General features: G+C 72.1%; 16 protein-coding genes. 9 read left to right on the top strand and 7 right to left on the bottom strand.

Annotated features, from left to right (window positions below):
* Positions 1-61: 61 nt before the first annotated feature.
* Positions 62-1,447 carry an NAD(P)H-quinone dehydrogenase gene (locus tag AB0L06_RS04240; protein ID WP_500229467.1) on the top strand — a complete coding sequence of 462 codons (1,386 nt, stop codon included), beginning with the start codon at positions 62-64 and terminating at the stop codon, positions 1,445-1,447.
* Positions 1,448-1,544: 97 nt separating this feature from the next.
* Here the strand turns inward: AB0L06_RS04240 and AB0L06_RS04235 are convergent, their stop codons facing one another.
* The 4 genes from AB0L06_RS04235 to AB0L06_RS04220 all read right to left on the bottom strand — a co-directional run bounded on the left by AB0L06_RS04235 (position 1,545) and on the right by AB0L06_RS04220 (position 6,712).
* The gene (locus AB0L06_RS04235; RefSeq protein ID WP_500229466.1) at positions 1,545-1,871 is read right to left on the bottom strand and encodes a DUF5313 family protein; all 327 of its coding nucleotides are present in this window, start codon (positions 1,869-1,871) and stop codon (positions 1,545-1,547) included.
* A gap of 451 nt (positions 1,872-2,322) precedes the next feature.
* Positions 2,323-3,597, bottom strand: coding sequence for a hypothetical protein (locus AB0L06_RS04230; RefSeq protein WP_500229465.1), 1,275 nt, complete (start codon positions 3,595-3,597; stop codon positions 2,323-2,325).
* A 352-nt stretch (positions 3,598-3,949) separates the two neighbouring features.
* Complete coding sequence (locus tag AB0L06_RS04225; RefSeq protein ID WP_500229464.1) at positions 3,950-5,722, bottom strand: acetyl/propionyl/methylcrotonyl-CoA carboxylase subunit alpha; 1,773 nt, start codon at positions 5,720-5,722, stop codon at positions 3,950-3,952.
* A 744-nt stretch (positions 5,723-6,466) separates the two neighbouring features.
* Positions 6,467-6,712 carry a type B 50S ribosomal protein L31 gene (locus AB0L06_RS04220; RefSeq protein WP_500229463.1) on the bottom strand — a complete coding sequence of 82 codons (246 nt, stop codon included), beginning with the start codon at positions 6,710-6,712 and terminating at the stop codon, positions 6,467-6,469.
* Positions 6,713-6,902: 190 nt separating this feature from the next.
* Here AB0L06_RS04220 and AB0L06_RS04215 point away from each other — a divergent pair, with 190 nt between their 5' ends.
* The 6 genes from AB0L06_RS04215 to AB0L06_RS04190 all read left to right on the top strand — a co-directional run bounded on the left by AB0L06_RS04215 (position 6,903) and on the right by AB0L06_RS04190 (position 12,622).
* Positions 6,903-7,676 (top strand): hypothetical protein, encoded by a 774-nt coding sequence (locus tag AB0L06_RS04215; protein WP_500229462.1) that lies wholly within the window; start codon positions 6,903-6,905, stop codon positions 7,674-7,676.
* A 283-nt stretch (positions 7,677-7,959) separates the two neighbouring features.
* Positions 7,960-8,232: a WXG100 family type VII secretion target gene (locus AB0L06_RS04210; RefSeq protein WP_026415560.1), complete on the top strand. Its 273-nt coding sequence runs from the start codon at positions 7,960-7,962 to the stop codon at positions 8,230-8,232.
* Positions 8,233-8,409: 177 nt separating this feature from the next.
* On the top strand, positions 8,410-8,649 hold the full coding sequence (locus tag AB0L06_RS04205; RefSeq protein WP_500229461.1) for a hypothetical protein: 240 nt from the start codon (positions 8,410-8,412) through the stop codon (positions 8,647-8,649).
* On the top strand, positions 8,649-10,811 hold the full coding sequence (locus tag AB0L06_RS04200) for a hypothetical protein (protein ID WP_500229460.1): 2,163 nt from the start codon (positions 8,649-8,651) through the stop codon (positions 10,809-10,811). Before AB0L06_RS04205 ends, AB0L06_RS04200 begins: the two co-directional genes overlap by 1 nt.
* A gap of 606 nt (positions 10,812-11,417) precedes the next feature.
* On the top strand, positions 11,418-11,639 hold the full coding sequence (locus AB0L06_RS04195) for a PLD nuclease N-terminal domain-containing protein (RefSeq protein WP_500229459.1): 222 nt from the start codon (positions 11,418-11,420) through the stop codon (positions 11,637-11,639).
* 44 nt (positions 11,640-11,683) lie between these two features.
* Positions 11,684-12,622: a MerR family transcriptional regulator gene (locus AB0L06_RS04190; protein WP_500229458.1), complete on the top strand. Its 939-nt coding sequence runs from the start codon at positions 11,684-11,686 to the stop codon at positions 12,620-12,622.
* Here AB0L06_RS04190 and AB0L06_RS04185 read toward each other — a convergent pair.
* Positions 12,607-13,728 (bottom strand): NADAR family protein, encoded by a 1,122-nt coding sequence (locus AB0L06_RS04185; RefSeq protein WP_500229457.1) that lies wholly within the window; start codon positions 13,726-13,728, stop codon positions 12,607-12,609. The two genes, AB0L06_RS04190 and AB0L06_RS04185, sit on opposite strands and share 16 nt — an antisense overlap.
* 144 nt (positions 13,729-13,872) lie before the next feature.
* Here AB0L06_RS04185 and AB0L06_RS04180 point away from each other — a divergent pair, with 144 nt between their 5' ends.
* Complete coding sequence (locus AB0L06_RS04180; protein WP_500229456.1) at positions 13,873-14,502, top strand: class I SAM-dependent methyltransferase; 630 nt, start codon at positions 13,873-13,875, stop codon at positions 14,500-14,502.
* Positions 14,499-15,740: an MFS transporter gene (locus tag AB0L06_RS04175; RefSeq protein WP_500229455.1), complete on the top strand. Its 1,242-nt coding sequence runs from the start codon at positions 14,499-14,501 to the stop codon at positions 15,738-15,740. Before AB0L06_RS04180 ends, AB0L06_RS04175 begins: the two co-directional genes overlap by 4 nt.
* A 58-nt stretch (positions 15,741-15,798) precedes the next feature.
* Here AB0L06_RS04175 and AB0L06_RS04170 read toward each other — a convergent pair whose 3' ends face one another.
* Together AB0L06_RS04170 and AB0L06_RS04165 are read right to left on the bottom strand one after the other, a co-directional pair.
* Positions 15,799-16,149 (bottom strand): YrdB family protein, encoded by a 351-nt coding sequence (locus tag AB0L06_RS04170; RefSeq protein ID WP_500229454.1) that lies wholly within the window; start codon positions 16,147-16,149, stop codon positions 15,799-15,801.
* Between the two features lie 165 nt (positions 16,150-16,314).
* Positions 16,315-20,820, bottom strand: coding sequence for a type VII secretion EssC family protein (locus AB0L06_RS04165; protein ID WP_500229453.1), 4,506 nt, complete (start codon positions 20,818-20,820; stop codon positions 16,315-16,317).
* Positions 20,821-21,283: the final 463 nt, after the last annotated feature.

Here is a 21,283-nt window from a genome sequence, read left to right as displayed (position 1 = left end):
GTACGCGCCTCCATACCCGGTCGGGGTCCGAGCATCGGACCGAGTGGAGAACAATGGAGGCGTGACGCGCATTGTGATCATCGGAGGAGGCCCAGGCGGCTACGAGGCCGCACTCGTCGCCGCGCAGCTCGGCGCGGACGTGACCGTGGTGGAGCGCGACGGGCCGGGTGGCGCGTGCGTGCTGACCGACTGCGTGCCGTCCAAGACGCTGATCGCGACGTCCACCCGCATGGCGGTGATGGGCGAGTCGTCGGCGCTGGGCCTGCGGTTCAGCGGCGGGCCGGACGGGATCGTCGGCGGCCTCGAGGTCGACCTCGGCACCGTCAACAAGCGCGTCAAGGACCTCGCGCGCGCCCAGTCGTTCGACGTCGCCGAGCGGCTCGCCTACGAGGAGGTCAAGATCGTCCGGGGTGAGGCGCGGCTGGTCGAGCCGCACGTCGTCGCGGTCGGCGACCGCCGCATCCGGGCCGACATCATCCTGCTCGCGACCGGCGCGACCCCGCGGGTGCTGCCCAGCGCCGAGCCGGACGGCGAGCGCATCCTCACCTGGCGGCAGCTCTACGACCTGCCGGAACTGCCCGAGCACCTGATCGTCGTCGGGTCCGGTGTGACCGGCGCGGAGCTGGCCGGGGCCTACCTGTCGCTCGGCTCCAAGGTCACCCTGGTCTCCTCGCGCGACCGCATCCTGCCGACCGAGGACGCCGACGCCGCGTCCGTGCTGCAGGAGGTCTTCCTCCGCCGCGGCATGAAGGTCATGTCCCGCTCCCGCGCCGCCGGCGCCGAGCGCACCGGCGACGGCGTGACCGTCACCCTCGAGGACGGCACGAAGGTCGAGGGCTCGCACTGCCTGATGACCGTCGGCATGATCCCCAACACCTCCGGGATCGGCCTGGAGGACGTCGGCGTCGCCCTCGACAGCCGCGGCTTCGTCGTGGTCGACAAGGTGTCCCGGACGTCCGTACCGCACATCTACGCCTCCGGCGACTGCACCGGCGTGCTCATGCTCGCCTCGGTCGCGGGCATGCAGGGCCGCATCGCCATGTGGCACGCCCTCGGCGAGGCCGTCCAGCCGCTGAAGCTCGGCTGGGTCTCGTCCAACATCTTCACCGACCCCGAGGTCGCCTCCGTCGGCGTCACCCAGCACATGGTCGACTCCGGCGAGGTCAACGCCCGCACGGTCATGCTGCCCCTGTTCACCAACGCGCGCGCCAAGATGCAGGGCTTCGAGGACGGCTTCGTCAAGGTGTTCTGCCGCCCGTCCACCGGCATCGTCCTCGGCGGCGTCATCGTGGCCCCGCGCGCGTCCGAGCTGATCCTGGGCCTCTCCCTGGCCGTCCAGCAGCACCTCACGGTCGACCAGGTGGCGCACACCTTCGCCGTCTACCCGTCCCTGTCGGGCTCGCTCACCGAGGCGTCCCGGCGCCTGATGTCCGAGCACGCCTTCTGACCCGTCCCTCACCGAGAACGGCTCGCCCGCCCCGCGGACGAGCCGTTCTTCGCGTTTCCGGCCCGTCCGACGGCACGCGGGACGGCGGTCTGGGAGGTCAGCGGCGCTGGCCGGGCGGGACCTCGAGCCCGTGGCGGTGGAGGCGGGACCGGCGCAGGTCGTCCGCGCTGATGACCGCCGTGAAGGAGCCTCCCAGGAACGCCAGCAGGGCGACCAGGAGGCGCAGCCCCCAGGGCCCGGGGAGCAGGGTGAGCGCCAGCGAGATCGGGATCATCAGCACGATGTGCCGGACGACCAGCCGCGTCCGCCAGCCCGCGTCGGTGAGGTCGTGCCGCACCCACTCGAGGTTCTCCCGGGGCAACCGGAACCCCAGCGTGTACCGCACACGCCGCAGCGGCCCGGGGTCCCCCGGCAGACGTCTCATGATCGTCCCATCTGTCCCGACACAGGCTATGTGCCCGGTTCCCCGCCCCCCGCACCACCCGAGCTCCCGCCCCCGCACAAGCCCCCAGACACATTCCCGCAGAACCCCCAGGCCCACCCCGTAGCCCCAAGCCCCACACCCACCAATCCGACCAATACCGGCCGCGCACCCGCGCGCCCACGGCGGGACGGCCCGCACCGCCCGGCCGCGCACCCACGCGCCCACGGCAGGCCAGCCCGCACCGACCAGCCGCGCGTCCGCGCGCCCGCGGTGGGACGGCCCGCACCGGCCGGTCGGGCGTCCGCGTGCTGGCGGCAGGGCGGTTCGCACTGGCCGGCCGCGCGTTCGCGTGGTGGGGGCGGGACGGCCCGGCGGGGCGCTTGGAATGGGCTCGGCCCGTGTCCTTGGTGAGGACACGGGCCGAGCCGTGGGTTTTCGGGTGGGGAAGGGGTTACCAGTCGCCTCCGCCGCCGAAGTCGCCGCCACCGCCGAAGTCGCCGGAGCCGAAGTCCCAGCCGCCGCCGGCGTCACCGGAGTCGCCGCCGAAGCCGCCGAACATTCCGCCGCCGTCGCCGCCCGAGTTGACCATGTCGTGGTGACCGCCGCCCCAGCCGCCGCCCATCATCGAGCCGAGCATGGTGCCGATCATCATGCCGGACAGCAGGTCCATGCCGCCGTACGACTGGTAGTAGCCGCCCGCGTAGGGGGCGTAGGCCGGTCCCGCGTCCCAGTAGGGACGGCGTCCGTCGCCGTAGGGCACCATGCGGACGTCGGGCTGCCCGCCGCTCAGCACCGCCTGGGAGTCGGCCGCGCAGGCCGGGACCGAGCGCGGCGCGCCGCCGCCCGGGGCCCACATGACGTCCTGGACGGACGGACCGTGCTGCGGGTTGAAGAAGCAGGGCGCGCGCCGCTCGGGCACGGGCTCGCCGTTCAGCCGGGCGCGGCAGGCGGTCATGTAGTACCGGCCGTCCTCCAGCGCGGTCGTGACGGACTGCATGTCCTCGGGGCGCCTGGCGTGCTCGGTCGCGGTCTTCGCCGCGTCGTAGGAGTTCATCGCCTGCTCGTAGTCGGACTTCGCCTCGGCGTTCAGGCTCGGGTCCATGACGTTGAGGTCGAGGGCGGCGATGTCCTCGCCGAGCTTGGTCACGTCCTCCTCGACGCCGCGCTTGAGGTCGGCCATCTGCCGCTCCTGGCGCGTCCGGCGGCGCTTGCGCACCACGACGAACGCCGCGATGGCGCCCGCGACGACCAGGACCAGCACGCCCAGCAGCACGAACGCGCCGGCGGTGCCGGCCTTCTCCTTGTCCGCGGCCTTCTTCTGGGCCAGGTCGGAGAAGTCGACCACCCGCTGCTTCAGCGGCTCGCCGGACACCTGCGACACCAGCTTGTTGGCGTCCTTGGCCGAGAGGTACGAGCCCTTCTTGGTGAGGGCCAGCATGTGCTTGCCGTCGGACGCGATGGCGACGTAGACCTTGCCCTTGTCCACGCGCATGGCGACGGCCTTCAGGGCCGCCACGGTCCCCGACTGCGAGTTGTTGGTGTCCGTGACGATGACCCGGATGTCGGCCTTGGAGTTCTTGTTGAGAGCAGCGTTCATCTCGGCCACGTCGGACGACGGGACCTGAGAGGCGACGCTGCTGTCCACGTAGACACGGGAACTCGTCAGTCCCTTGGCGATCTGGCTCGCCGAGTCGTCCGCGCGGGCACCCGCCCCCCACAGACTCACCAGCAGGACGGTCAGTACGGCGACCCCCGCCGCGAATACACCACGCCTGGCCGTACGCCGTGGTCTGTTATCGGATCTCATGATTCTCAGTCTGCCTCCTCGGTGAATAAGACGAGTTCAGCCCCGTGGACGTTCCGCCCTCGCGCGTGACTCCCCGCGATTGAGTGAGACCTTCGTCACACTCTCGCGATTCCGGCCCCAAACAAGTCTCACATTCCCCTCAACACGGGCAACCCGCCTCCACCATCCCCGACCCGGAGCAGGCGTCATGGACCAACCGCCCAAGTACGCACGAAACCCGTGCCTGCGGGCTGCGGGCACGGGTTTCGGGACGCTCGGTCCGTCCTGCGGGTCAGGAGTCCTTGATCTCGCAGATCACGGCACCGCTGGAGACCGTCTGGCCGACGGCGGCGGACAGGCCGGTGACCGTTCCGGCCTTGTGGGCGGTGAGGGGCTGCTCCATCTTCATGGCCTCGAGGACCACGATGGTGTCGCCCGCGGCGACGGTCGCGCCGTCCTCGGCGACGAGCTTGACGATGGTGCCCTGCATGGGGGACACCAGGGCGTCGCCGGACGCCTGCGCCGCGGCCCCGCCCTTCTTGCCGCCGCGCCGCCGGGCCGGGGCGGCCTTCGCCGCGGGGGCGGCCGAGACACCGAGCGAGGACGGCAGGGTGACCTCGATGCGCTTGCCGCCCACCTCGACGGTGACTGTCTCGCGGGTCGCGGCGGCCTCGTCGTCCTCGCCGGGGGCCGGGGTCGCGAACGGCTCGATGTCGTTGTCGAACTCCGTCTCGATCCACCGCGTGTGGACGGTGAACGGGGACGCGTCGTCGGCCGGGACGAACGCCGGGTCGTCCAGCACCCGGCGGTGGAACGGGAGGACGGTCGGCATGCCGTCCACGACGAACTCGTCCAGCGCGCGGCGGGCCCGCTCCACGGCTTGGCGGCGGGTCGCGCCGGTGACGACCAGCTTGGCGATCAGCGAGTCGAACTGCTGCGGGACGGTCTGCCCCTTCACGTACCCGGAGTCGAGCCGCACGCCCGGCCCGGACGGCGGCTGCCAGTCCGTCAGCGTCCCGACGGCGGGCAGGAAGCCGCGGCCCGCGTCCTCGGCGTTGATCCGGAACTCGATGGAGTGGCCGCGCAGCTCCGGGTCGCCGTAGCCGAGTTCCTCGCCGTCCGCGACGCGGAACATCTCGCGGACGAGGTCGATCCCGGCGACCTCCTCGGTGACGGGGTGCTCGACCTGGAGACGGGTGTTGACCTCGAGGAACGAGATCGTGCCGTCCTGCCCGACGAGGAACTCGCAGGTGCCCGCGCCCACGTACCCGGCCTCGCGCAGGATCGCCTTGGACGAGGTGTAGAGCAGCTCCATCTGCGCGTCGCTCAGGTAGGGGGCCGGGGCCTCCTCCACGAGCTTCTGGTGGCGGCGCTGCAGCGAGCAGTCGCGCGTGGACACCACGACGACGTTGCCGTGCTTGTCGGCGAGGCACTGCGTCTCGACGTGCCGGGGCTGGTCCAGGTAGCGCTCGACGAAGCACTCGCCGCGTCCGAACGCCCCGATCGCCTCGCGGACGGCCGACTCGTACAGCTCGGCGACCTCGCCCAGCTCGCGGGCCACCTTCAGGCCGCGGCCGCCGCCGCCGAACGCGGCCTTGATCGCGATCGGCAGGCCGTGCTCCTCGGCGAACGCGACGACCTCGTCCGCGCCGGACACCGGGTCCTTGGTGCCCGCGACCAGCGGCGCGCCGACCTTCTGCGCGATGTGGCGGGCCTGCACCTTGTCGCCGAGCGCCGTGATCGCCGCCGGGGGCGGTCCGATCCAGGTCAGCCCGGCGTTCTCCACCGCCGCGGCGAAGTCGGCGTTCTCCGCCAGGAAGCCGTATCCGGGGTGGACGGCGTCCGCGCCGCTGTCGGCGGCGACCTTCAGCAGCTTCCCGATGTCCAGGTAGGACTCGGCGGCCGTCGTCCCGCCCAGGGTGTACGCCTCGTCCGCCACCCGAACGTGCAGGGCGTCCAAGTCCGGCTCGGCGTACACCGCGACACTGGTCAACCCGGCGTCGCGGCAAGCGCGGGCAATGCGGACCGCGATCTCCCCGCGGTTGGCGATCAGGACCTTGCGCACGTGGGTCTCCTCACTCGACTCGCACGCGCAGTCTAGATAAGTGCTCCGAGACCGCCGACGGTAAGCCCCTCCTTATGAACCGGCCCCGGACGAGCCGTCCGCTGCCGGGACCGGGGAGCCCCCCGGCGAGCCGACGCCGCGCCCTCGCCGCCGCCAGATGGACGGACGCCCACCTACCGGCCACACGCTGGGCGAACGCGAAAAACCGGGCACTCGTCTCAGGACGTCCCGGGGCGTTCTCTCCCCGGCGTTCGGACGGCCGCGCGCGAGCCGACCGGGCGCTCAAGATCACACTTCTTCCGGGCCGTTCTCGGCGTCTTCCGCCGCTCCGCCATACGAGGAAGTGCTTTGCGCGAACGTGCCCAGCCCACCGAACGGGCACCGGAAACCCTCGCCCATGCGCCGAACGAGCACGGAAAACGCTTCCCAAGCCCGAACGGCATGGGAAAGGCCTCGTACGCCCGAACGGGCACGAGAGGCGCTTCATGCGCCCGAACGGGCGCAGGAGGCGCTTCGTGCGCCCGAATGGACAGGGGAGACGCTTCATGCGCCCGAACGAGCATGGGAGGCGCCTCGTCCGCCCGAGCGGGCGCGGGAGGCGCTTAGTGCGCCTGAGCAGGCATGGGAAACGCTTCGTGGGTGGCCCGGCACGGGAGGCCTGCGTGGTGGGCGGGTGGGCATGGGGGAGCCCCCGGCCGTTGGCGCACGGTGCCGGGGGCTCTTGGGTGACGGGGCGTTCGGGTGTCAGCCGCGGTTGTAGCGGCGGTTGAACTTCTCGACGGCTCCGGTCGAGTCGACCAGGCGGCTGCGCCCCGTGTAGAAGGGGTGGCTGGCCGCCGAGACGTCGACGTCCACGACCGGGTAGGTGTTGCCGTCCTCCCAGGTCACCGTCTGGGACGGCCGGACCGTGGAGCGCGTGAGGAACGCGAAGTCGGCACCGCGGTCGCGGAACACGACCGGCTGGTACTCGGGGTGGATGCTCTGCTTCATGATCGCCTCCGGGGTGGACGGATGGTCGGTGGCCGGTGCGGTTCGGGCGGTTCAGGCCCCCCGCATCGCGGACGCCCCGTACAACCGGATGGGAACGGTTTTCATTCCAGCCCCCGAAACGGGTCTCCCGGTGACGTGATCAACCGGTGTATCTTCTGCGGGGATCCGCGGAGATTTCGCAGGGAGAAGCATGGTTCGGCACGGATCGCGGGCGGTGTTGCTGGCCGCGTTGGCGCTCTTCGTCGCGGTGCCGTCGTCGGCGCGTCCGAGCCGTCCGTCCGTGGACGCCGACACCACCCGGCAGCTCACCGTCGCCGCCGGGGCCCTGCTCGAGTTCCGCTCGCAGGCCCTCGTCGAGCGCCGCCGCCAGGACCGCCGTCCGCCGACCGAGGTGCTCGGCGTCAAGATCGCGCCCGACCTGGCCGAGGACCAGGAGCGCGCCGTCCGGGAGCTGGCCAACCGCAACCGCGCGCCCGTTCCCGGCGGCCCCGCGTACGTCGCCGCGAAGACCCGGCTGTCCGCGGACCGCGCCGTCCGGCGCGGCGACCACATCACGCTGGACGTCACCGAGCACACCGACCTCAGCTACGGGGGCGGACGGATCGAGCAGTCCGTCCGGCGCCGGTTCGAGTTCGTCCGGCACGGCGAGCAGCTCGTCCTCGTGGGGGAGCGGGTGACCGATCCGGGCGCGCACCCTGTGAACGACCCGGACCCGACGCCCGAGCCGTCCCCGTCACCCGAGCCGAGCTCCGAGCCCGAGTCGCCGGAGCCGTCCGCGCCCGCGCCGGTGACGCCCGACCCGTCGCCGACGCCGACCACGCCGAGCCCGTCGCCGTCGAGCCCGTCGGCGACGCCGTCCGTGTTGTCCGGTTCGCCGACGCCGCCGTCCCCGTCCCCGACGCTCCAGATGCCGGTCCCGGTTCCGGTCGTCCCGCCGATCACGCTGACGCCGCCGTCCTTCTGATCGTCCCGAACGCGGGGAATTGTCCTTTCGGCCCGTCAAAAGGCGGGTCAGAATGCGGAGTGCGGACGGCCGGAAACCGATGTCCTGGCCGGATCCGGCCAGGGCAAGCCGGTGGGAATGCGTCCCAAACGTCGCGGGAGAACCGTGATGTGTCTGGCCTCCTGTGATCGGTGGGGCGTAGGCTGGCGGGCATATTCTTCGGGGCCCGGAGAACGCGCCACGGCGAGGCGGAGACCGCCCGGCGTGGTCCAGCGATCGCAACCAGCGACGAAAGGGTCGGAGCATGAGCGGTGACAAGCGCGGCGCCAGCATCGGGGCACTCGAAGACATGTCCCGGATGTTCAGCAAGCACTCCCGGAACCTCGACGCCCTCATCAAGGACCTCAACGGCCGCACCGTCGGCAGCACCGAGGTCTGGTGGGGACCCGGCGCGGACCGGTTCCGCGGCGCGTGGGCCGAGGCCAAGGCCGCCTTCGACAAGATGGCCCTCGCCCTCGAAGAGGGCAGCCAGGACATCAAGCGGTCGCAGCAGAACATCGAGGCCGCCACCCGCTGAGCGCGGCCCCCTGGACCGCGGGTCCCGGCCCATCCCCCCGAGGCCGGGACCCGCGCCCGCCTCCTCCGCGTGACATGTCGGGACATCCGCGGCGACACGGAGTCACGATCCAGGAACGGGCCGTCGCGGGCACGCGTCCGCGTGCGACAGTCATCCCCGGGACGACGGAGGGTGACGATGAGCGGACCTGACGCGCTGGAGCTCCGGATGCTCCTCGGCCGGGCGCAGAACCTCTCGGACGAGCACTGGCGGCTGCTGTCCGGGCCACGCCGGGCCATGGACGACCACGCCTGGGTGGGCGGCCCGTCCGCCACCGGCTTCGCGTCCCGCCTCGAGGACGCCGAGCGCCGCCTTCAAGCCCAGCTCGCCAAGGCCGTCCAACTGCTCCGCGACAAGTCGAACACCCCGGCCCTCTGATGGCCGACGCCTGGCTCGCCCCCGACACCTGCGGCGTGAAGCTCGCCGAGTTCGAGCGGATGACCGTCCAGATGACCCGCGCCGCGCCCGCCCTCGCCACCCTGGCCGACCAGCTCTGGCAGACCCTGAACGCCGCCGGAGTCTCCACCGCCCCCGCCCTGGAGATCCGCCGCCTGGCCGCCTGGGCCACCGACGCCGCGTCCGACCTGCGCCGGCGCAACCTCCTCGCGCACGACATGGACCGTCGCACCACCGCCCCGAAGCTCTGCGCCCCCGACGGCACCTACCTGACCCTTCCCGACCGCTTCACCGACCAGGTCTCCCACTTCGAGGGCACCCGCCTGGCCGACGCCCTCCGCCGGGCCGCCGCCGGCGACCGCTCGGCCTGGCGGGAACTGAACCGCATCCGTCCCGAGGACATCACCCCCGCCTTCGCGAAGGCCGTGATCTCCGCCCTCGGCCCCGACGGTCTCCTCGCCGTTCCCGTCGACCTCGCGACGCGCCTGGCCGCCGACATGAACCTCGAACCGGCCGACGGAAGCCTCCACGTCGTCGGCGACGCCGCCATCGACACCGCCGCCGCCAAGGCCCGCAGCGCCCTGTCCCTCCTCGCCCGCTGCCTCGCGTCCACCACGGACCCGCAAGGCAAGGGCTACATGGGCGACCAATTCCTGACCCGCCTCCGCGAAGCCGGCCGCACCCGATACAGCGGCGACGTGGACGGCTACCAATCCCTATCCACCCTGCTCGGCGCCGACACGTCCGCCTCGTTCTCCCCGGCCTTCTTCCGCGTCGTCGGCCACGACATGATCACCTACGACCGGGAACAACGAACGAAATCCCCGGACGTCGTCACCGACCTCAGCGGCCATTTCCACCTCGGCGACGCCCTCGACGCGGGCACCACCAAGGTCGTCCGCGAATCCGGCGGCCTCATCGACCGCCACGACGCCCACCCCCAACGCGAAATCCTCTCCCCACTCCTGGAGACCGCCGCCCACTCAGGCCGCGACGCCGCCCAAACCCTCCTCACCGGCTGGCACGGCCCCTTCACCCCCGAAACCCCCAAGAACAACTCCGACCTCCACTACCTCATCCGCGACCTCCGCCAGGACTGGGCCAGAACCGACCACGGCAAATCCCTGGGCAACGCCCTCCGAACCGCCGCCACCGGCCCCGACGAAGCCTCAACCACCATCGCCCTCCAAGCCGCCAAAGCCCTATCCGACACCGCCCGCACCTATTTCAAGCCGGATGTCGACCAGAACAAGATGCAGGTCGACGGCGACGCAGCGGGAGCCCTCTCGGCGTTCCGTCCCGCCATGGCGGACGTGCTGGCCCACCACATGGACCGGCTGCACTCTCTCTACCGGTACTTCCACTACACGACCGTCCCCGACGATTCCGGAATCCAGAACGGGGACCTCAACTACGTCCTTCTGGACGTCTGCCGCGATGCCGCCTCCTACGACACCTTGCTCAAGGCCGAGGTCGTCCACGCCCGGATCGCCGTGGACGGCGCCGTCGCCAAGGGCGGCGACCTCACCCGGAACCTGGAGGACGCCCTCCCCAGTGAGGGCTGGATGTTCGGCCGCCTCGTGGAGGCCCGCACCCGCAGCGTCCAAGCGGAGAAGGCACGCCTGGACGAGGTCAACGCCCAGCTCCGCCAACACGTGGACCAACTGGTCGGCCTCATCCCGGTCGCCTCCCTCTACGGAAAGACCGCCGAACGAGTCCCCGGCGCCGAGACCGTCGGCGCGAAGGTCACCGGCCGCCTCACGACCGCCATGGAAACCTGGATCACCCAGCGCCTAGCCGAAAAACCCGACCCCATCATCCTCACCCCCAAGACCAACACCGAAGCCGTCCAACGCCTCTTCGCCCAAATGATCGCCTCCTCAATGGCCACGCACGGCAAGTTCCCGCCCGAGGATCTGCGAGGACGGTCGTTCGCTGCCAGCGGTTCCGATGCGGAGATCAAGCCGCTGGCCTCGTTGAGTAGCGACGAACTTGCGGTGTTCTTGAGATGGGCCAGTGTTCACGCTCGGCTGGATTCAGCGGACGGTGTAATGCAGTCGACACTGGGACAAGGTCAGGCAGAGTTGGCAAGGCACTTCGAGGGCGAAAATGGGGATCACTTGCCGCCGAGTTTTGCAGGTTGAGGTCGATGAAGCCTGTTTATATTGCGACGCTGACCATGCTGCTGATGGCTTCCTGTTCGCAGACTTCGGGGCAACATGCGACTGGTCGAGCGATGCTCTCATCAATAGTGGACAGCGAACCATATCTATGTGAAATGGTGCCAGATCGCTCTTTTCGTCAAGTGGTTGGCCTGAGTGCCACTCCGCTGCGGACGCAATGGGATGGGCGGCAGTCAAGCAATGGCTTGTGCCTGGGTGTCGCCCCGAGTGGTGAAGCCCCTCTGGGGGTTACGTGGTCCTTCAATAGGGCGGATAGTTCAGTCCGGAACCAGAGGGCCAACTGGGCGAAGGATTCACCTCGAGCATTGCCGGATCAGTTGGGGACCGGATTTTCGGTCGTGGCTTCCAGCGGAGGGTCGGCGGGCAGGGCCAATCTTGTGTTGGCTGCGTTCTCTTGTGGGCGGTGGCGGCCGTGGATCAGTATTGATTTTGTGGGGGTGGTTGGGGGGCGGGATGCGGTGGGGGACATGGTGGGGTTCATGCGGATTGCGGAGAAGAGGTTCGGGGAGATTCATGGGTGTACGCCGCGTCCGTAGGGAGGGTGGCGTTTGAGGAGTGGGGGTTGTGGTGGAGCAGCGGTCTTGGGCGGAGCTCGGGGTTCGGCAGCGGCGGATGATCGTGGGGGCGGCGGTGGTGCAGTGGGTGCTGGCCATCGCGGCGCTGGTGGATCTGCGGCGGCGGCCGGCTGAGGAGGTTCGGGGGTCCAAGCGGGTGTGGCGGGTGGCGGCGTTCGTGAACTTCGCGGGGCCGGTGGCCTACTTTCTGTTCGGGAGGAAGAAGGTCGGCTGAGGGGGCTTGCACCTCCAGTCGCTGGAGGTCGCAGGGTTGGGTGCATGGCGGACGGACTGGTCTTTTCGATCGGGGAGTTGGCGCGGCGAGCCGGGGTTTCGGTGAAGACCGTGCGGTTCTACTCGGATGAGGGGTTGGTGCCGCCCGCCGGACGTACACATGCCGGTCACCGGCTGTACGACGTGCGCGCGCTGGCTCAGCTGGAGCTGGTGCGGACGCTGCGGGATCTCGACGTGGATCTGGCGACCGTCCGGCGGTTGCTGGAACGGGGTGTCACGTTGCCTGAGATCGCGGCGGTGCACGCGGAGGCGTTGGACGCGCAGATCCGGACGTTGCGGTTGCGGCGGGCGGTGCTGCGCGCGGTGGCGAGGCGAGGATCCGACCCAGAGGAGCTGAAGATCATGCACGAACTGGCACGGCTGTCCGCGGAGGAGCGGAACGCGATCATCCACGAGTTCATCGACGAGACGTTCGGCGGGTTGGACGCGAACCCGGCGTTCGTGGCGATGATGCGGTCGGCGATGCCGGAGCTGCCGGACGATCCGGAGCCCGAGCAGGTCGAGGCGTGGATCGAGCTGGCCGATCTGGTGCGGGACGAGGACTTCCGGGCGTCCGTGCGGCGGATGGCCGAGCACCAGGCCGAGCACCAGGGGGAGCAGAGCGAGGCGGAGCTGCATCACGAGCTGACGCAGGTCGTCGTCGAGAAGGTCGGCGCGGCGCGGGACGCGGGGATCGCGCCCGGGTCGGCGGAGGCCGGGCCCGTGCTGGACGAGTTGATCGCGCGGTACGCGGAGACGTTCGGCACGGAGGACTCGGCGGAGTACCGGCGGAGCGTCCTGCGGCGCGTGGAGACGGCGAACGACCCGCGGGCGGCGCAGTACTGGGCGCTGCTGGGGAAGATCAACGGGTGGCCCGCGCAGCCCGACCTGACGCCGGTGTTCGAGTGGTTCGTGGCCGCGCTGCGGGCTCACGTGGACGGCTGAGCCGCCAGTTCGGAGCGGACGAGTTCCAGTAGGCGGCCCATCCAGTTGCGGCCTTCGCGGGGTCCCCGGTCGGTCCAGAACGGGGACTCGGAGAAGCCGGTGTAGCTGATGGCGGCGTCCCCGGTGGCCAGCAGGATCTCGGCCATCCGGGGATGCTGGGCGAACTTGGCGCGGAGGATCTCGGTCATGACCGCGACGCGCCGGACGGACCAGTCCGGGTGCAGCGGGCATGAGCCGCCGAGCTCCTGGGCGTCATGGGCGGCGTCCGTGTCGCGGATCCGGTCGTGGTCGTCGGGGGCGGCCACGGCCTGGGCCCAGTAGGCGTGCAGGACCGTCCGGTAGGTGTGGCCTCGGTAGGTGAGCGGGGACGGGAACTCGTTGCGCAGCACGGCGTCGTCGAGCACGTCGCCGGAGAGAGGTCCGCCTCGTTCGTGGGACACGAGTGCCGGTGTGGGGGCAGCGTCGTCCGCATGGCGGAGGGCGAGTTTCGCGCGTTCGGCGTCGACTTGGCGGTCACCGGCGTCGAAGTACTCCTTGACCTGGAGGTACAGCTCTTCGGTGGCGATCGGGCCGTCGCCGCAGACCGGCTCGCCCGGGTCGGTGCTGAGCTGCCGCAGGGGGATGTCCTGGCGGTCCATGTCGCCGAGGACGTAGACGCGGTTGTGCGCGGGGATCGCGAGGTAGGCGTCCCGGACGAGCCGCCGGTTGGCCTCGGTCGGCTCGTCCTGCCAGCGGCGGATCGCGTCCCAGCAGAGGTCGGCCGTGGTCGGGCGGCCGTTCAGTGTCGCGATCTCGTCCCGGATCTCGGCGAGGAAGCCGTCGTCCGTCAGCGGTTCCGGGTAGCGGGCCGACCAGCGCGGACGCTGCGGCGGGCCGGACGGGGCGGGGAGATCGGGGTCGCGGAGGCGGATGCGTCCGTCGGCGAGGCGGCGGCGCAGACCGTCCAGGTCCATGCCGCCGTCGCACTCGACGAGGCCGTCGGCGAAGACGAACAGGTCCTCGACGTGGGGGCGCGGGGAGGAGTGGCGCGTCACCCACACGTGACACCAGACGCCGGTGATCGTCTCCCCGCCCACGATCCGGCGCATCGGCCCTTTCCAGGTCATTCCGGCACTCTAGTGGCCGGTTTCGGCAAGGCCCGGACTGCCTGCGCGGACGCGTCCGCCCGAAGGTTCGGTGGTGCGCGGACGCGGTTCCGGGTGGACGATCGGGACGAGCCCGCGACCGCCGGGCACGGAGGTGAGGGACGCGTGCGGACCACCAACGAACGCGTGCTCGAGGTGTTCGACGCCATCGCCGACCGTTATGACCGGCAGATGGCGACCTGTGAGCGGTGGCTGTTCCCCGGCAGTCGTGCGTGGGTGACCGGGAACGCGGCCGGACGGGTCGTCGAGATCGCCGTCGGGACGGGCCTCAACCTGCCGCTCTACCCGGAGGCCGCCCGCTCGGTCGTCGGGATCGACCTGTCGGAGGCGATGCTCGACGTCGCGCGCAAGCGGGTCGAGGAGGAGAAGCTCGGCGACCGTGTCGAGCTGCGGCGGGACGACGCGCAGCACCTCCACCTCCCGGACGGCTGCGCCGACACGGTCGTCTCCACGTTCACGCTCTGCTCGATCCCGGACGCGGACGCCGCCGTCCGGGAGGCGTTCCGGCTGCTCCGGCCGGGCGGGCGGTTCGTCCTCGCCGAGCACGGGCCGTCGTCCAACATCGCCGTCCGGACACTGATGCGGCTGGTGGAGCCCCTGATCCTCCGGCTCTCGGCGGACCATCTGACCCGCGACCCGCGCCCGATGCTGAGCCGCGCGGGATTCCGGATCGAGCACGTCACGCGCGGACGGCTGGGGGTGAGCTTCCGGATCCTGGCCGTCCGTCCGGAATGAGCGGTTCGGCGCGGGGTGATGCGGAAGCGCGGGGTGGTGCGGCGCGGCGGGTGTTCCTCGGCGGGCAGGCGGTGTCGCTGCTGGGGGACGGGCTGGCGGTGCTGGCCGTCCCGCTGCTGGTGCTGCGGCTGACGCGCGATCCGCTGCTCGCAGGGCTGGCGGCGGCGCCGCGCGGGATCGGGTACCTGGTCGTCGGGGTCCCGGCGGGCGCGCTGGCCGACCGGTGGGACGCGTGGACGGTCTTGGTCGCGGCGGACGTCGTGCGCGCCGGGGTGTTCGTCGCGCTGCCCGTGATGACCTGGGCGGAAGCGGCGTCGCTGCCCGTCGTCCTGGGATTGGCCGCCGTCGCCGGGATCGCGACGGTGTTCTTCGACGCGGCGCTCGGCGCGTCCCTCAAGGACCTCTTCGCGAACAAGGGGCTGCTGCGCGCGAACGCGGTCATGGAGACGTCCGCGCAGCTCGCGGCGGTCGTCGGCCCCGCCGTCGTCGCGTTCCTCGCGGCGACGGCCGGCCTCGGGACGGCCCTCCTGGCCGACGCCGCGACCTTCACCGTCTCCTGCGCGTCCCTCCTGACCGTGTCCCGCGCCAGACGCGAACGCCCGAGCGCAGTCCGAACCGTGCGGAGGAGTTTGTTCCGGGATTTTGCGGAAGGGGTGCGGTTTCTTCTCGGGTGCCGTCCGCTGCTGGCGGTGACGGTGGTGCAGGTGGGTGTGAACCTGTGCCTGGCCGTGGACACCCTGATCGTCTACCTCGGGCGGGTGACGCTCGGCCTTCCCACGCACGCGGTGGCGGCGCTGGTGGCGGCCGAGGGGGTGGGCGGCGTGGCCGGGGCGATGGCGGCGGGCGTGGTCGCGCGGCGGCTCGGCGTGATGGGGGCGGTGACCGCGGGCGTCGTGGGGGTCGGGACGTCGCTGGCCGTGATGGGGACGGTCGCGGACGCGTGGGGCCTGGTGGCGGCGAACGTCGTCCAGGGCGCGGCGGTGACGTTGGCGAGCGTGGTGAACCGCAGCGCCCGGCAGGCGTGGATCCCGCGGCCGCTGATGGGACGGGTCACCACGACGATCCGGTCGATGGTCATCGCGGTGACGCCGATCGGCGCGGCGCTGGCGGGCGTCGCGAGCCGGGCGTCCGGGGACGACCCGCGTCCCGTGTTCGTCGCGGCCGGAGTCCTCGCGGCCGGGACGATCCTGATCGGCTGGGCGACCGTCCTGCGCCGCCTCCCGCCTCCTCCCTTCTGACCCGCGAAAACGCGAACGGCCCGGCCGCACGAGGCGGCCGGGCCGTTCACGCGAGAGGTCACTGCTTCCAGGTGAGGCGCAGGACGGCGTTGACGACGTAGACGGCCGCGAAGATCAGGGCCGGGGTCAGGGCCGCGGACGCGTAGAGCGCGAGGGCGGCGGTGCCGAACCAGGCCATCTCGAAGGCGCCGCGGGCGATGCCGTGCAGGGGGTAGGTGGCGTTGTCGCCGCCGCCCGCGGCGAACAGGCCCCACAGCGTCCCCATCACGACCGGGGCGCCGAGCCCGACGATGATCCGGACGGCCCAGTTCGAGCCGAGGGTGAAGCCCCAGTAGCCGACGGAGATCAGCACGCCGAGCTCCAGGAAGAACATCACGGCCATGTTGGCGCCCTTGGCGATGTCGAGCATTGCGGACCTCCGACGTCCGAGATGGTGCGTTTCTTCCTAACGAGAGCAATGCTCTCGCGAACGACGCTCACAGTCAAGAGCAGTGCTCTCGAATTCGCGCACGGAGCCACAAGAACAAGGCGCTGACGTCCGAAACAGCACGTCAGCGCCTTGAAGGAGAAGAGGTCAGCCGTTCAGCGGCGGAGGCAGGGCCACCTGGATCTGCGTGGTCGTGGCCGAGCGGACGAGGAGACCGCGGCCCGCGGGCCCGCCCAGCGAGGCGTTGCGCGGGAGGCGGAGGCCGAACAGGTCGCCGTCGTCGGGGGAGTCGACGGAGAGCAGGACGCCGGAGCGGGAGCGCCGGGCCTCGGCGAGGAAGCCGCGGTAGCCGCGGCCGAGGTCCTCGGTGGTGCCGCCGAGGACGAGGGCGTGCTCGCCGTCCCGGGCGGTGCGCAGGACGTCGCGGAGGCCGTCGTCCAGGTCGGACTCGTCGAGGAGTTCGGCGTCGTCCACGACCACGGCGTAGCGGTGCTCGTCGCCGATCGCCTCCTCCAGGTCGTCGGTCGTGGAGTTGGCGGTGAGCAGGCCGAGGACGCCCTGGCGCCCGGCGAGCATGCGCAGCGGGGAGCGGCGCGGCGTCACCAGGACGACCGGGACGAGCCCGCCCGCGACGGCCGGGTCCAGCAGCGACTCGACGATCGTGCGCAGCGTGGTCGAGCGGCCCGAGCGGGCCGGTCCCGCGACGACGAAGGCGGGGCCCTCGTTCAGCAGGTCGACGCCGGCCGGGGCGAGGGTGTCGCCGCCGACGCCGACCAGCGACCAGAGCGCGGACGGCGGCATGAGGTCCGGGTCGAGTTCCATCGCCTCCCGGTAGGTCACGCGCACCGGCAGCTCGTCCACGTGCAGCGGACGCCGGCCGCGCGGCAGGCGGCCGTAGCGGGTGGACGCGGCGCGCGCGATCTCCTGGAGGGCGGTGACCTGGGCCGTGCCGGACGGGTCGTCCGCGAGCAGTCCGATCTGCGACTCGCGCGGCGGGACGCCCGGCGCGACGACCTCCAGGGCGCGTCCCGGCGGCATGGACGCGGGGACCTGGCGTTCCTGCAGCCCGGCGTACCCGTAGTCGTTCGGGTCGGCCATCCGCAGCACCAGCCGCCGGTCGAAGACCGTGGAGACCTGGCCGGTCAGGCCCGTCCTGTCGCCGGTGAAGACGGCGCGCAGGCCGACCGCCGCGCCCTCGCGCAGCAGCCGCAGCGCCATGTCGATCAGGCGGCCGTAGTCATAGGTGTCGAACGCGCCGACGAACCCCTCCCAGCGGTCGAGCAGCAGCACCATCCAGGGCAGCCGGTCGGCGGCGGCGACGGTGGCGCGCTGCTCGGACAGGGACGCGAAGCCCGCCTCGGCGAGCAGCTGCTGCCGCCGCGACACCTCCGCGCCGAGCGCGGTCAGCAGCCGTTCGCAGCGGTCGAGCTGGTCGCGGGTGACGACCGCGCCGCAGTGCGGCAGTGACACCAGCGGCAGCAGCGCGCCCGCGCCGCAGTCGATCGCGTACAGGTGCGCGTCGAACGGGGAGCAGGCGGCGGCGAGCGACCCCGCGAACGTGCGCAGCGCCGTCGAGCGGCCGGACCGGGCCGTCCCCGCGAGGTACAGGTGGCCGCCCTTCACCAGGTCGGCGACCAGCGGCTCGCGCGACTGGACGGACGGCAGGTCGGTCACCCCGAACGGGATCGCCGGGACGTCCACGACCGAGCCCCCGGCGGCCGTGCGCGGCTCCAGCCGGACCCGCTCCGGGAGCGGGGTGAGCCAGGGCGACGGCTGCCGCGCGATCCCGGCGCGGCGCGCCGCGTCCTCGACCGCCCGGACGAGGACGGCCAGGTCGGTGACCGATTCGGCGGACGCGTCGTCCAGCGCCCCGCGTGGTCCGGGCAGCGGACGACCGAGGCCCTGCCAGCCGATCGTGTGAATGTCGGCGCGTCCGGCGGGGGCGCCCGGCGCGGGGCGACGGCCGCCGACGCGCGCGGTCTGCACCAGGCGCGGCTCGTCCACGCCGGACCGGACGTAGCAGCGGCCCGGCGTCGCCTTCCCGATCTGCGCCGCCTCGGGCGCGTCGATCACGTCGGTGGACTCGTCCGGGTCGGTGACGCGCAGCGCGATCCGCAGGTTGGTGTTCGCGCGGATGTCCGCCGTCACCACCCCGGCCGGACGCTGCGTCGCGAGGATCAGGTGGACGCCGAGGGACCGTCCCCGCCGTCCGATGTCCACGAGCCCGGCGACGAACTCGGGCAGCTCCGCGACCATCGCCGCGAACTCGTCGATGACCAGGACGAGGCGCGGCAGCCCGCCGCCGCCGTCGGCCTGGTAGTCGTCGATGTCCTTCGCGCCCGCGCCGAGCAGGATCTCCTCGCGGCGGCGCAGCTCCGCCGACAGCGATTCGAGGGCGCGCTCGGTGGCGTGCCCGTCCAGGTCGGTGACCATCCCGACGGTGTGCGGGAGGCGGGCGCAGTCGGAGAACGCCGCGCCGCCCTTGTAGTCGATCAGGACGAATGTCATCTCGTCCGGGCGGTTCGCGACGGCGAGCGACGCGATCAGCGACTGGAGCAGCTCGGACTTGCCCGCGCCGGTCGTCCCGGCGACGAGCCCGTGGGGGCCGTCGTAGCGCAGGTCGACCGAGAACGGGCCGTCCGCGCTGATCCCGATCGGGACGCGGGTGGCGCGGCCGTCCGTCCGCTGCCAGAAGCGCAGGACGGCGTCGGCGTCCGGTTCGGGCATCGCGAGCAGGTCGAGCAGGCGCGTGCTGACCGGGACGGCGTCCTCGGAGGCCTGCCGCGACACGTCCCGGACGGGCGCGATCGCGCGTCCGACCCGTTCGGCCCACGCCACCGGAACCCGGTCGGCCAGCACCGGGCCGATCGCGTCGAGCCCGTGCCCGCGCAGCCGGACGGTCGGGCCGTCTTCTTCCTCGAAGGCCGCCACGACGTTGCACTCTTCGGGGAGCAGCCGCTCCTCGTCGTCCAGGCAGATCGCGTGGATGCCGTACTCGGCGCCGCGCGCGAGCAGCATCGGCATGCCCGGCTGGCGGCGCAGCGCCCGCGCCCCGTCCAGGACGACGAGGATGTTGTACGGGATCGCCTCGGGCGGTTTGCCCTGCCCGAAGAAGCTCTGCGCGGCCTGCGCGGCCCGCCGCCGCTCGCTCACCCGGATCGCGAGCTCGGTAATACGGTGAGCGAGCGATTCCGGATCCGACCCGACCAGGGCCGTGCACTCCTCGCCCTCGCGCGGGCGCGTGTGCGGGAGCCACCGCACCCAGTTCCACTCCTCGCCCGCCTCGGCGTCCGCCGTGAGGACGACGATCGCCAGGTCACGCGGGCTGTGCAGGGCCGCGGCCTGCGCCACCAGCCAGCGCGCGAGCCCCCGCGTCGCGGCCCGCGGCCCGGTGATGCCGAGCACGCCGACGTCCGGCAGCGGCAGCGCGACCGGGACGAGCCGGGACATCGGGACCTCGGGCGCGGCGTCCCCGTCCGCGCCCAGGGCCCCGCCCGCGTCGGGGGCGAGGACGCGGCCCGCGCCGCTCGCCATGGGGTTCGCGCTGGTCGCGAGGCCGCCGCTGAGGCTGGAGGACGGGCGTCCCGGATGCGGTCCGTCGCTGCGGATCTCGATGAGCGAGGGCAGGTCGGCGAGGCCGAGGCGCAGGTGCAGCGCGTCCGGGTCGGTCATCCGCCGCTCCCAGAGGCGGCGGCGCGGACCGGTCGCGGTCAGCAGGATCTCGGCCGGGTCCGGGTCGGCCTCGCGGCGCTCGCGCTCGTCCTCGCGGCGCAGTTCGGCGAGGCGCGTCCCGAACGCGGCGCTCTGCGCCTCGTACTCGCGCAGCGACTTCTTGTACGACTTGCGCCCGTACATCCGGTCGCCGATCCACTCGCCGACCGTCATCACCGGCCACGCGAGCGCGAACAGCGCCCACCACCACTGGCCCATCCCGAACGCCATGACCAGGCCGAACGCCGAGAACAGCAGTGCGCCGAACAGCCGCAGCCGCTCCTTCGGATCACGCTCCGGACGCTTCGGGACGTCGATCCGCCGCTTCCGCACGGCGGGCTTGAGCCGCGGCGGACGGTTGAACGCGAGCCCGCCCTCGGCCAGCGGCTCCAGGTGCGTGTCCGGCTGCGCGCTGGCCGCCAGCATCAGGACGCTCGACCCCACGGCCAGGACGCTCCCGACCGGCCACACCTGCTTCGCTTCGAGGGGCGTCCCGGAAAGGACGGCGTGCCCGATCGTGTGCGCGGACGGCTCGACCTCCGCACCGTCCCGTCCGACCGTGACCCGCAGCGACACCTCCGGGACGGACGGGTCGTCCAGCGTGAGGTCGGCGCGCCCGCCGGACCCGACGGTGATCGTCCCGAACCCGAGCCGGTGCACCGGACCCGCCGACGGCCCGCCGACGACCCGCACCTCGACCAGCCCGGACGGCTCGGCGAGGTCCGTCGCCGCCGCCGTCCGGCGCTCGACGGCGACCACGGCGCCGTCCCGCAGCTCGCGGGCCGCCGGGGCCTGCGGATCGAGCATCCGGCCGTCCGCCCAGAGTCCGTCGCCGCCCGCCGTGAGCGCCCGCGCGACCCCGCCGACGGTGGCGCGGTCGTCCACGTCCGCCACGACGTCCCGGGGTCCCTCCTGGGTCAGCGCCGTGAACGAGATCCGCATCCCAGCCCCTCTGTCCTGCGCCATTGAACGTCGACCGCGACCTGTTCGCGCTCCGCGCGCCTGTGGGGCCACGCTCCGCGCGCCCGTGCAACATGTGCGCGCGCGTCGACCGGGCCTCACTTTAACGAGAAGGAAGGACGCGGTCCCGGCGGGCGCGGAGGTCGCCCGCCGATCGGCGGGATATCGACGGAATCCGGGCGACGTGCGCCGCCGATCCGGACGCGCCGTTCCCGCCACTCCGTCAAATTCGAACATATCGCCCTTATTGGGTGTCCGATTCGGTGGTGTCAGTGACGGGTGTGACCCAGGGTAAGCCGCGAAGTGGTCGGCGAAACGGCTGGTCACCTGCGCTTCATAGGTCACGTCCCGGGTACGTCCGGCCGAATCCGTTGACGGGGGCGCGTTCGTCCCGCGAGCATGGATCGCCCGACGATTCGGAGATCTCCACTTCCGAGATTCCGGC

Origin of the sequence: Spirillospora sp. NPDC052269 (assembly GCF_040679435.1) — a bacterium.
In the GTDB taxonomy this organism is placed as follows: Bacteria; Actinomycetota; Actinomycetes; order Streptosporangiales; family Streptosporangiaceae; genus Spirillospora.
Note: the sequence above shows the minus strand (reverse complement) of the source record. Positions and strands in the feature narration are given on the sequence as shown.

What these genes read in the sequence shown, in the direction of transcription:
- AB0L06_RS04200 (WP_500229460.1), top strand. Translation starts at nt 8,649, where the DNA reads ATGGCCGACGCCTGGCTCGCCCCCGACACCTGCGGCGTGAAGCTCGCC.
- AB0L06_RS04170 (WP_500229454.1), bottom strand. Translation starts at nt 16,149, where the DNA reads ATGCTCGACATCGCCAAGGGCGCCAACATGGCCGTGATGTTCTTCCTG.
- AB0L06_RS04210 (WP_026415560.1), top strand. Translation starts at nt 7,960, where the DNA reads ATGAGCGGTGACAAGCGCGGCGCCAGCATCGGGGCACTCGAAGACATG.
- AB0L06_RS04205 (WP_500229461.1), top strand. Translation starts at nt 8,410, where the DNA reads ATGAGCGGACCTGACGCGCTGGAGCTCCGGATGCTCCTCGGCCGGGCG.
- AB0L06_RS04165 (WP_500229453.1), bottom strand. Translation starts at nt 20,820, where the DNA reads ATGCGGATCTCGTTCACGGCGCTGACCCAGGAGGGACCCCGGGACGTC.
- AB0L06_RS04220 (WP_500229463.1), bottom strand. Translation starts at nt 6,712, where the DNA reads ATGAAGCAGAGCATCCACCCCGAGTACCAGCCGGTCGTGTTCCGCGAC.
- AB0L06_RS04215 (WP_500229462.1), top strand. Translation starts at nt 6,903, where the DNA reads ATGGTTCGGCACGGATCGCGGGCGGTGTTGCTGGCCGCGTTGGCGCTC.
- AB0L06_RS04175 (WP_500229455.1), top strand. Translation starts at nt 14,499, where the DNA reads ATGAGCGGTTCGGCGCGGGGTGATGCGGAAGCGCGGGGTGGTGCGGCG.
- AB0L06_RS04235 (WP_500229466.1), bottom strand. Translation starts at nt 1,871, where the DNA reads ATGAGACGTCTGCCGGGGGACCCCGGGCCGCTGCGGCGTGTGCGGTAC.
- AB0L06_RS04190 (WP_500229458.1), top strand. Translation starts at nt 11,684, where the DNA reads ATGGCGGACGGACTGGTCTTTTCGATCGGGGAGTTGGCGCGGCGAGCC.
- AB0L06_RS04185 (WP_500229457.1), bottom strand. Translation starts at nt 13,728, where the DNA reads ATGACCTGGAAAGGGCCGATGCGCCGGATCGTGGGCGGGGAGACGATC.